Annotated in this window: 8 protein-coding genes and 1 tRNA gene; 1 reads left to right on the plus strand and 8 read right to left on the minus strand. The window is 60.4% G+C overall.

The genetic code is table 11. The features are described 5' to 3' along the window. Positions 1-217: 217 nt before the first annotated feature. Positions 218-293: transfer RNA gene (locus tag JNK99_RS12900), tRNA-Lys, on the plus strand. Positions 294-808: 515 nt separating this feature from the next. Here the strand turns inward: JNK99_RS12900 and JNK99_RS12905 are convergent. The 8 genes from JNK99_RS12905 to JNK99_RS12940 form a co-directional block, all read right to left on the minus strand. After that, positions 809-1,981, minus strand: a complete 1,173-nt coding sequence (locus JNK99_RS12905) for a porin (RefSeq protein WP_291853764.1) — start codon at positions 1,979-1,981, stop codon at positions 809-811. Between the two features lie 294 nt (positions 1,982-2,275). Next, complete coding sequence (locus JNK99_RS12910; protein ID WP_291853766.1) at positions 2,276-3,433, minus strand: porin; 1,158 nt, start codon at positions 3,431-3,433, stop codon at positions 2,276-2,278. A 275-nt stretch (positions 3,434-3,708) separates the two neighbouring features. Beyond that, positions 3,709-4,497 carry an indole-3-glycerol phosphate synthase TrpC gene (trpC, locus tag JNK99_RS12915; protein ID WP_291853768.1) on the minus strand — a complete coding sequence of 263 codons (789 nt, stop codon included), beginning with the start codon at positions 4,495-4,497 and terminating at the stop codon, positions 3,709-3,711. 152 nt (positions 4,498-4,649) lie between these two features. Continuing rightward, positions 4,650-5,675, minus strand: a complete 1,026-nt coding sequence (gene trpD, locus JNK99_RS12920; protein ID WP_291853770.1) for an anthranilate phosphoribosyltransferase — start codon at positions 5,673-5,675, stop codon at positions 4,650-4,652. Next, on the minus strand, positions 5,672-6,244 hold the full coding sequence (locus JNK99_RS12925; protein ID WP_291853772.1) for an aminodeoxychorismate/anthranilate synthase component II: 573 nt from the start codon (positions 6,242-6,244) through the stop codon (positions 5,672-5,674). Before JNK99_RS12925 ends, trpD begins: the two co-directional genes overlap by 4 nt. Positions 6,245-6,499: 255 nt before the next feature. Beyond that, a complete protein-coding gene (locus tag JNK99_RS12930; protein ID WP_291853774.1) occupies positions 6,500-8,269 on the minus strand; it encodes a DUF6880 family protein in 1,770 nt (589 codons plus the stop codon). Between the two features lie 12 nt (positions 8,270-8,281). Continuing rightward, positions 8,282-9,088 (minus strand): HNH endonuclease, encoded by an 807-nt coding sequence (locus tag JNK99_RS12935; protein WP_291853776.1) that lies wholly within the window; start codon positions 9,086-9,088, stop codon positions 8,282-8,284. A 120-nt stretch (positions 9,089-9,208) separates the two neighbouring features. Continuing rightward, positions 9,209-9,796, minus strand: a 588-nt coding sequence (locus tag JNK99_RS12940) for an ATP-binding protein (RefSeq protein WP_291853778.1), incomplete at its 5' end; no start/stop codon positions are given.

The following is a 9,796-nucleotide window of genomic DNA, read 5'->3' on the forward strand; positions in this document are numbered from 1 at the left end:
TAGCGGTAGCTTTTTCAGGATCGTCTTGCGCATCCCAGGGAGGGCCTCTTCCAGACCAAACCGTACCTCGTCCGCTAACTTATCTGTCTTTCCCATCGTCTCTCAATGTGTTGCCTCGTAATAATCAGAGATTACATTAAAGGTGATGGGTGGTAAGGGTAAGGGGATGATCACGTTGACAGTCCACCGGCCCTTGCCTATAATCGCCAGCTTTTCGGGGTTGGTAGCTCAGTCGGTAGAGCAGTGGACTTTTAATCCATTGGTCGAGGGTTCGAATCCCTCCCGACCCACCAGAAATCCAGCATTCGGCCCGCCCATGAGGCCTTGCCGACCAGTGCCGCAGCCCCCGAACGCCAATATCTGCGATCACGTTCTGCTGTCCATACCGACTTCGATATTGACCAGCCCGGCAGACAGTGCGCTTTTCCGCAAGCCAAGCGCCGGAAACATCTCCCGGCCTCGCCACAATTAACGCCTCGCCCGAAAGAGGCTACTTGATCAGGCGCCAAATCGCTGAGTGCACGGTTCTCGTGCCCCTGGATCACGCGGTGTTTGGCCGTTTGCGCGCTCACTGAACCCATCAATCCCTGGTTCGGACCTGATGCGCCTGCGCGTCAGCACGAGATTCCCGCTTGGCGGCGCTCTCGCGAAAGAGGGGGGGGTTACCTGTCCCAGCGTCGATTCCGTGTTGCGCCAGCCATGTTTCAACCATCCGATACTTGTCAGGGTTGAGCCTGCTCTTTCATATACCAAAGAAGAACGGGCGCCAAAGCGCCCGTTCTCGATTCCTGGAGAGGAAAGAGCGGAATCAGAAGCTGTGGCGGATGCCAGCTCCCAAGGTATAGTTGGCTTCACCCAATGCACCGATACCGATGCCGTCGCCAGCAACCTGTGTCTGAACAGGGACCGAGTACTTGTCGTTGTTGATGTAGGTGTAGGCGATGTACAGGGCAGTGCGCTTCGACAGGTTGTATTGATACATTGCGCCAGCACCCCAGCTATTGCCATCGGGTCCGTCACGATCGATCGACAGTCTGCCGTAACTCAGGCCAAAGACCCCGTTACCGAACGGCGCGCTGACGCCGACAGTCCAGAGGTTGCTGTCATCGATGCCGTTGACGCGAACATCGTTGTTGTTGTACAGAGCCTGATAGCTGGCGTAGATCTTGGCGACCTGGAAGTCATAGCTACCACCGAGGTACCACTCATTGATGCTCTTGCCGCTACCCGGGGCCTTGTAGGGAGGTGCGACATTGCACACTGCCGGATCGGCACACAGATTCGGCACGACTTCCTGCAGGCGTGACTGATACACCGCATCGATATTGATCGGGCCGTTGGCATAGTTGAGGCCCAAGCCTACCCGGCCATTATCCCAGATACTGTTGACGTTGTCATTGTAGGTGTTGTTCAGCTTGCTTTCGCCGAAGCCGTAGATGGCACTCGCCGTGAAGCCGGACAGGTTGTTGCTGGTGTAGGCTATCGAGTTGGCGTAGCGGGCCGGGCTGTTCGGCGTGATTGCCATCCCGGAATACACACTCATGTTGGACTGGATGCTCATGTCCGTTGCTTCGAGCGCGTCGTTGTTGGCCGTGGCGTTGAAGCCCGGCGCATACTGGCGGCCGAGGGAGATCGTCCCGTAATTGCTGGCGAGCCCGACGAACTGTTGACGTGCATTGAGGCCGCCGGTATTGCCGATACCGGAGTTGTTGTCCATCTGCAGGCCGTACTCAAGCGTGAACACCGCCTTGAGACCATTGCCGAGGGCTTCCTCGCCCTTGAAACCGAGACGGTTGCCCGCCGTGATGCCGCCGCCCGCGAGACCGCTGAACTTGTTGGTGCCGCCGCCAACGCCGGCGTTGCCCTGGCTGTAGACATAGCCGACATCGGCAACACCATAGACGGTGACATTGCTCTGGGCAAAGGCACTACCCGCCGCGAGTCCGGAAACAGCCAATGCGATAAGCTTCTTGTTCATCATGTTGACAACTCCTCAAGGTGCAAAGGTGGTAAGACCGGCAAGATTTTCATCCCAAGCCCGTCTGCGCAGCACGGGCCAACAGGAAAGCACGAGTCGATTGTGGCAGGTCGACAGGCTATGGGCAAGCCTTACGGGTCTTGCTGGCAAAGCATGAGCGGTTGTGTTGCTTTTTTGTCACACTTGCCTCCCGGGCATGCAGGCATACCGCCCGGAGGATGCGCCACAACCCGCAAGCGGACGAAAAAAACGGGCGCCGCAGCGCCCGTTTTCGGGAGACAACCGACCGGGGTCGGATTAGAACTGGTGACGCAGACCGGCCAGGAAGGTGTTGTTGCTCTCGCCCGGAGCGCCGACGCCGGCAACCGGACCCAGACCTGCGCTGTCGTTGTCGTTCTTGGCCCAGACATAACCGGCGTAGAACGTGGTGCGCTTCGAGAAGTTGTAGGTCACAGCAGCCATCGCGCTCTGGCTCTTGCCGTCGACCAGACCCTGGTCGAAATCGGTTTGAGCGTAAGCGAGGTGGATGTTGGCGTTACCCAACGGGACGACGGCACCGAGCGACCAGGTGCTGTTGTCGTTGTTGAGGAAGTTCTTGTCGTTTTGGTCCTGATAGCTGGCCATCAGCTTGACGACCTTGAGGTCGAAGCTGCCACCGATGTACCACTCGTTGATGTCGCTACCCCAGAGGTTGGTGTTGCTGACCACACCGACCGGCATCACGTTCTGGCGAACCTGATACAGAGCGTCGATGTTGAATGCACCGGTTGCGAAGTTGGCACCAAGGGCCCAGCGACCGTTGTCGGTGGTGGATACGCAATTGTCGTTAAGGCTGGTGACGGTGGTCGTGGCAAGCGGGTTGGCCACGGTGGGAGTTGCCACGGTGCAGGAGCTGTTCTCACCGAAGGAGTAGATCGCCTTGCCGGTGAAGCCGCCCCAGTTCGGGCTGGTGTAGGTGAGGGCGTTGTCCCAGCGAGCAGCGCTGTTCGGGGTGATGGTGTTGCCGGCCTGGGCGGTCATGAAGGACTGCGGTTCGAAGACGGCGCCAGCGGCCGGGTCATTGTTCGCCGTGGCCTGATAGCCCGGGGAATACTGACGGCCAAGAGCGATGGTGCCGAAACCGCTGGAGAGACCGACGAATTGCTGGCGAGCGTTCAGGCCACCGCCCTGGGTGTTGCCGATGCCGGAGTTGTTGTCGATGTTCAGCGAGTACTCGAGGGTGAAGATGGCCTTGAGGCCGTTGCCCAGAGCCTCTTCGCCGCGGAAGCCGAGGCGCGAGCCGCTCAGCAGGCCGGATTGCACGCCGCTGAACTTGTTGGTGCCGTTGATGACGGCGTCGCCCTGGCTATAAACATAGCCAGCGTCGGCGATACCGTACAGGGTGACGTTGGTTTGGGCAAAAGCAGCGCCCGAGGCCAGGCTGGCGACTGCCAGTGCGATGAGTTTCTTTTGCATTGTGAATCTCCTCTAGGTTTGAGATCGATGAAGCGAACCGCAGCCTCACCAAACTGGACCTCTCGAAAAAGAAACGAGAAGTTGGAGCGATTCTGGCAAACGAGGATGGTCGGAGCAAGTTCCCCGAACGCTTTCTCTGAACGCAAGCAGGCAGTTGTTGGGTTTTTGCAACAGGCGTGGCGATTTGTCCCGCCAAATGCTTTTTCAAACTGGTACACGCTGCAACCAGATGACTTCAGCGGACCGCCAGGGGCGTGCTGCGGCTTGCCCGCCGGTCAGGAGAACAGTTCGGCCAGCGCCTCGCCCGGTTCGACGGCGCGCATGAAGGCTTCGCCGACGAGAAAGGCGTTGACCCCGTGCTCGCGCATCAACTGCACATCTGCGCCGTCGAGAATGCCGCTTTCGGTGATCACGATGCGGTCGGCAGGGATGTAGGGGAGGAGATCGAGGGTGGTCTGCAGGCTGACCTCGAAGCTGCGCAGGTTGCGGTTGTTGATGCCGACCAGTGGCGTCGCGAGCTGCAGCGCGAGATCGAGTTCCTGGCGGTCGTGCACTTCGACCAGAACGGCCATGCCGAGACCGTCGGCGATCGCCGCGAAGTCGCGCATTGCCGAAAGGCTCAGCGCAGCGACGATCAGCAGGATGGCATCAGCGCCGATCGCCCGTGCTTCGTGCACCTGATAGGCGTCCACGATGAAATCCTTGCGCAGGACGGGCAGACTGCAGGCGGCACGCGCTGCCTGCAGGTAGGCCGGCGCGCCCTGAAAGAACTGGTGATCGGTGAGCACCGAGAGACAGGCCGCGCCATGTTGCTCATAACTGGCGGCGACTTCGGCCGGGCGAAAATCGGCGCGCAGAACGCCACGCGATGGGCTGGCCTTCTTGATTTCGGCGATCACCGCCGGCTGGCCGGCGGTGATCCGGTTGCGCATGGCACCGGCAAAGTCACGCGCTGCCGGCTGCCGCTCGGCAGCGACCTGCATTCCGGAAAGCGGCTTGATGCAGCGCGCCGCGGCGACTTCTTCGCGCTTGACGGCAAGAATGCGGTTGAGGATGTCGCTCATCGCCGTGCTGTAGCCGCCCGATCCGCAGGGAGCACCTGGTCGGCCTGGTATTGCTGTCGTCCCGCCTGATCCCCGCACCCGGCGCAGCGGGCATCAAGCGGCTTGGTGGCTGGTCGCTGCGGCATGCCCTGTCTCCGAAGCAAGCCGGGCGATCACGCCGCGAAGCGTTGCGTGAACCTGACGAACTCGTCGAGCCTGGTGCGTGCGGCACCTGAAGCGATGCTTTCGAAGGCCCGGTCAACGCCATCGGCAAGGGTTGCGGCCAGGCCGCCGACATAGATGCTGGCGCCCGCGTTGAGGGCGACGATGTCACGCGCGGCGCCGCTGCGGTTTTCCAGCGAGGCCAGCAGCATGGCTTTCGACTCTTCGACGCTGGTCACCCGCAATACCCGTGGATCGTGCACCGGCAGGTTGAAGTGTTCGGGATGGATCGCGTATTCCTCGACTCGCCCGTTCTTCAGTTCGCCAACCAGGGTCTCGCCGGAGATCGATATCTCGTCGAGTCCCTCGCGACCGAAAACCGAGAGGGCGTGCGAACTGCCGAGGCGTTGCAGAACACGCACCTGGATGCCGACCAGGTCAGGGTGGAAGACACCGAGCACCTGGTTGGCCGCATTGGCCGGGTTGGTCAGCGGACCGAGAATGTTGAACAGGGTACGCACGCCAAGTTCGCGGCGCACCGGCGCCGCGTGCCTCATGGCACTGTGGTGGTTGGGAGCGAACATGAAACCGACGCCGACTTCATCGACGCTGCGCCCGACCTGTTCGGGCGTCAGGTTGATGTTCGCACCGAGCGCCTCGAGGACGTCGGCACTGCCCGACTGCGACGAAACCGAGCGCCCACCGTGTTTGGCAACGCGAGCGCCGGCCGCCGCCGCGACAAACATCGCCGCAGTGGAAATATTGAAGGTCTGCGCGCCGTCGCCACCCGTTCCGCAGGTGTCGACCAGGTGCGAGGGGTCGCTGACCTGAACCTTGGTGGACAGCTCGCGCATGACCTGCGCCGCCGCCGAGATTTCGCCGATCGTTTCCTTCTTGACCCGCAGGCCGGTGATGATCGCGGCGATCATTACCGGTGTCACCTCGCCGCCCATGATCTGACGCATCAGGGACACCATTTCGTCGTGAAAGATCTCGCGGTGCTCGATGACCCGCGCCAGGGCGTCCTGCGGTTTCATTGGGCGTACTCCTCAAGGAAGTTCTTCAACAGATCGTGGCCTCGCTCGGTGAGAATGGATTCCGGATGGAACTGGACCCCCTCGACCGGCAAGGTCTTGTGGCGCAGTCCCATGATCTCCTCGTCGTCCGTCCAGGCGGTGATTTCCAGGCAATCGGGCAGTGAAGCGCGCTCGACTGCGAGCGAATGATAGCGCGTGCAGGTCAAGGGATTGGGCAGACCGCGGAAAACTCCCTGGGCCGAGTGGTGTACCGGCGAAACCTTGCCGTGCATCAGCTTCTTGGCGTGCACAACCCGGCCGCCAAAAGCCTCACCGATTGCCTGGTGGCCCAGGCACACGCCGAGGAGCGGAATCCTGCCGGCAAACTCGCGAATCGCGGTGAGCGAGATGCCGGCCTGCATCGGCGCGCTCGGGCCAGGCGAGATGACGAGCAGGGCCGGTTTCAGGCGGCTGATCTCGGCAATCGTGATGGCATCGTTGCGAAACACCTTGACGTCCTGTCCCAGCTCGCCGAAATACTGGACGAGGTTGTAGGTAAAGGAGTCATAGTTGTCGATCATCAGCAGCATATTCTATCTATCCCATTGATTTTATTGTGTTGTCAATCACAATCCTTAGTTCGATACCCGCTTTTCCCGCACTGGGCAACCCAGTGTCACAGGCAGGTGGGGGAGTCTCGCGCGCCCACTTGAGCGCAATAGGTCGGTCAGGCAGCAGGTTTACGCCAGCGCCGACGATAGAGAGCCGCAGAGGATGGAGAAAAGGCGGACATAAGGTTTCATTATATCCAATCCTGCGCAAGACCACAGAATGCATTACCCGGCTCATTTCGCGGCTGCCGTCGAGCGGGCAAGGTCGTCCACCAACTTGATGAAATTCCGCTTCGGCTTGAACTGCACCCGCAACTCGGCCAGATAGTCACCGAATTGCCGGGATTGATTCAGCGTTTTCATCAATCCGCCCACCTTGCGGATCAGCTGGATGCCCTCGTAGTAGGCGGAGTTATTGGTTTGGTCCACGATCCTCGGAACGACTTGCCGGTAAAGACTGATGGCATCCTCCGGTCGGGCCGACTCCAGCTTGCCGGCCAGCGTGACCAGCAGGTTGCGGTCGCAAATACCCTGGTGAGCCGCCGTCCACGCTGCGTCCAGGTCCTCTTCCCACAAGGCGATCGATACCCGCAGGGAATAGTTTGGCAGCGAAGGCTTGGGTTTCCAGCGACTGATTGCCGCAGCCTCGCGGGCAGCAAGGTCGGCGAGTTGGGCCAACGCCCGCTCGCGCTGCGCTGGCCAGAGGCCGAGTTTCCCGGCGACATCATGCAGCTTTTTGAAGGTTTCCAGGCCGGGACGTTCCTCGAACTGGACCCAGGTCAGTTGCAGGGCTTCGTCCTTACGATTGCGTTTGAGGTAGATCGCCGCCAGGAAATCGCGCAGATCGTTGTGCGGACTATCCGGGAAGGCCTTCAGGCCGCGTTCGGCCCACTCCAGCGCATCGTCTGCCCGACCTGCCTTGGCCAGGGTTTCGGCGATGCCGAGGTAGCGATAGCTGGACGAAAGATCCTTGGACTTGATCGCCACCAGTTCGTCGATGTCGCCGCCGGCCTCGGCCAGGCGCTCCATGATGTGGGCGATGCGAAAACGATGTCCGTCGTAGCCTTTGTCGTCGGACCGCGGTTTGATCTTGCGCCACTCCGCCTCGGCCAGTTCGCGATAGCGTTGCAGGCCCTTTTTGCCGAGGGCACTCCGGTACGTCGCGGCGTCAAAGCTGCATACGCCGAAGGGCAAGGTCGTTTCCAAGCGGAACAGGCGTTCAGCCAGTGCAGCAGCATCCGGCATGGCCATCGTGCACGCCTGGAGGTGCATCTCGCCCAGGCGACTGACGATGCCGCCAATCTCGCCATTCGAGTCGTCGACCTGCTCCAGCGCATGCTCGACGCGCTCGATGGCGTACTCGGCGAGTTCCACCAGCACGGCCGCCGTGTCGGGCTTGAGTAGTTCAGCCAGCGAATCGACAACTTGATCGATATTGCCGGCGAAAGTGCCGACATCGCGCCAGTCGATGAACCCGTGGATGCTCGACGCCTCATCGATTGCGCGCCGAAATGCCTGGACTACATTGCCACCGCCAACAACCCGTTCGGCCTTGAGCAACAGCGACTGGTAGAGCCGGTCATCGCGCTGGGCGACATCGAGCAGGAATTCAATCAAGGTTTCAGGCGACTGCGTATCCAGAAAATCCTTGATGTCCCGCCAGGGGTCACGGCGTTTGGCCTTGCTTTTGCTCTTGCCTGGTTTTGCCTTGGGGTCTTCATCCGACACCCGATCTGCGAGCCAGGCCAGCCCCACCGCGACACAGTGCTTGCAGAAATAGCCGTCCGCGGCGCGTGGGCAGGTGCAGTCGTAGGCCAGTTCGCCGTTGTCCTCCCATAATTCGACCTGGTAGGTCTCGGCGCCTTCGACCTTGGCGGTGATCTTGTCATCGATGGCGCGCAAGCGACCGACTGCGCCGACGGAAAAGTATTCCTCGCCACGCAGAAAGGCGGCACCGCCCGCAAGATCATCGAGTGTCGAACGGGTAATCAGCTTGCTGAGCACTGTTATGCTTCCTCATTCCTGGAATACATGTTCCCGATGCCATTTCATGTAGGGTTGATGTTGAACGCGCAGCTTTACAATCGGCCGTTCGCTGTCCAAACCCAGCACCTGAAGTGACATCGGCGACAAGGACGGGCTTGGAACCACCGCTCCGCTCTCATCCACCGTAATCAATCCCTTGTCGAAGGCGGCATCCAGATGCGCAGCGAGCAGCAGGCCATTGTAGACATCGAGGCGTTCCGCATCGTTTGCATCCTTCCACGGCTTGGCGTGGCTGGCGCGGAGCAGCACGGGCTCATCCAAACCTGTGACCGCGCAACGCCCCGCCCAGAGCGTCAGGAGTCCCTCCCGGAATAACTCCTGTCCCACGCGTTGGCGGACAACCGACTCTCGTTCAGTGGCAGAAAGCGTTTGAACCTGCTGCTCCCACGATTCGAGCAACTGGTTTGGAAGGGCTCGCGACAGGGCGAAGGCGCGGCTCAGCAAGCGATCCAGGTCCACGAAATCCACTGCAGTGATCCATGCCGAGCAATCTTCAACCGGCAATGGCGCAGAAATGGGGGGCCGATCCAGCTCGGCCGCGACATTCGCCATGGAAAGGCCAACCAAAGGTCGAGCGTCCAGGATGCCGAGCCAAACCTTCAACGGACACTGGCTGCTGCGAAACGACATCAGACTGTTGCCAGGCCCGCCAACCACATCAAAGCCGGAGTCGATGGCGGCCTTCTCCAACTGGGCCAGCGTCAGAAGCCTTAGTTCACTGAGCATGCCGCCCCCAACGCTGTCGAACACATGCCAAGTCACCTTGACTTCCGGCACTCGGATAACCCATCATGCATCCATCTCATCTGCCGAAGGCAGAAGGAGTTGGGCCGACGCCATGTGCGCCGGCCTTTTCATTTCTGTCATAGCTCATGTCTTCTGCATATGCGCGACAGCTCAGACATTCAGCGGTGAGGCCGAAAAAATCGTCAACGTGATTGCCTGCCCCTCCGATCGGAAAGTTGGTCGCTGTCCACTCAGTCGTTCGCTTTCCCGAATCATGGTCAGGAATCCTTCGCCGCGCGCCTCCATGTAGCTACGCTTACTCCAAGGGCTGCGGAAGTCGCGCAGGAAACCGGCCAAGTGCTGATTCCGGCGGATCGGTTGGCAGCCTGCATACAAGTTCTCTGGCGTCAGCGTGTTGTGCAGGCCACCGGGATTCTTGATCTCGATCCGATCGGGAAACAGAGTCACGATCACCTGCGAGCCGTCGAGCTCGTAGTCCCGATGCACGAGCGCATTGACGATTGCTTCCTGTAATGCATACGCGCTGTAGGCAGGCTTGTCGCTCCTCCCGAGACCATCCTTCTCCGAAACCACTGCAAGATATGGACTTGTCTGAAGGTAGGTCAGCGTTCTGTCGATCTGATCCGGGAGAGTGCCCGTAATCTTGCGGGAATCCGCCGTATTGCCATCCGCTACAGCATGGTCATAAACGGCCAGATCGACAAATGCGCCAGCGAGAAACCGGGTGGGCTGGTCGGT

Source organism: Accumulibacter sp., assembly GCF_016789985.1.
Classification (GTDB): Bacteria; Pseudomonadota; Gammaproteobacteria; order Burkholderiales; family Rhodocyclaceae; genus Accumulibacter.